Source organism: Veronia nyctiphanis, from assembly GCF_004116385.1.
Taxonomy (GTDB): Bacteria; Pseudomonadota; Gammaproteobacteria; order Enterobacterales; family Vibrionaceae; genus Veronia; species Veronia nyctiphanis.
In genome coordinates, this window is sequence record NZ_PEIB01000104.1 from 1 (window position 1) to 685 (window position 685).

2 tRNA genes are annotated in these 685 nt (G+C 43.8%); both read left to right on the forward strand.

The features are described 5' to 3' along the window. The first annotated feature begins 74 nt into the window (after positions 1–74). Positions 75–150, forward strand: a tRNA-Lys gene (locus CS022_RS24625). Between the two features lie 69 nt (positions 151–219). Next, positions 220–295 (forward strand) — tRNA-Val (locus CS022_RS24630). Positions 296–685 lie beyond the last annotated feature (390 nt).

Genomic DNA, 685 nt, shown 5'->3' on the forward strand with positions numbered 1-685 from the left:
ACACCGCCCTTTCACGGCGGTAACAGGGGTTCGACTCCCCTATGGGACGCCACTTCATTGTTGAAGTGCCAAGCGGGTCGTTAGCTCAGTTGGTAGAGCAGTTGACTTTTAATCAATTGGTCGCAGGTTCGAATCCTGCACGACCCACCATCTTCTTCCACAGAGGATGTAAAACTCCGTTTGGATTTTATCTTTATAAAGGTGAAAACAAACCATCGTGGGCGATTAGCTCAGTTGGGAGAGCACCTCCCTTACAAGGAGGGGGTCACTGGTTCGAGCCCGGTATCGCCCACCACTCTCTAAACATTTTTCTGCACGGACAGGCAGACCCAGTAAGCAATCATGTTATCGGGTCCGTTTTTTGACGTCGCTGCAGGGGAAAGAATGCTTAGACAGTGGTTATTTACCACTCTTCTCGAAAGAGAATGCTCTTTAACAATCTGGAAAGCTGACTGTTTAATCGAAAGATTAAACAATATCACTTTGATAAGAAGTGATAGTAAAGTTCTCAATAGTTACTTTTAAGTAACACCAAACACATTCAAGTGTTCTTGGGTTTATCTTCGAAAGAAGAATAAACATATTTGAGTCCGGCGAAATCGTTCATCGAGAGATGAACATGTTCTTTTAATAGAACACCTTGGTTGTTGACCATACACAAGACCTCTTGGGGTTGTATGGTTAA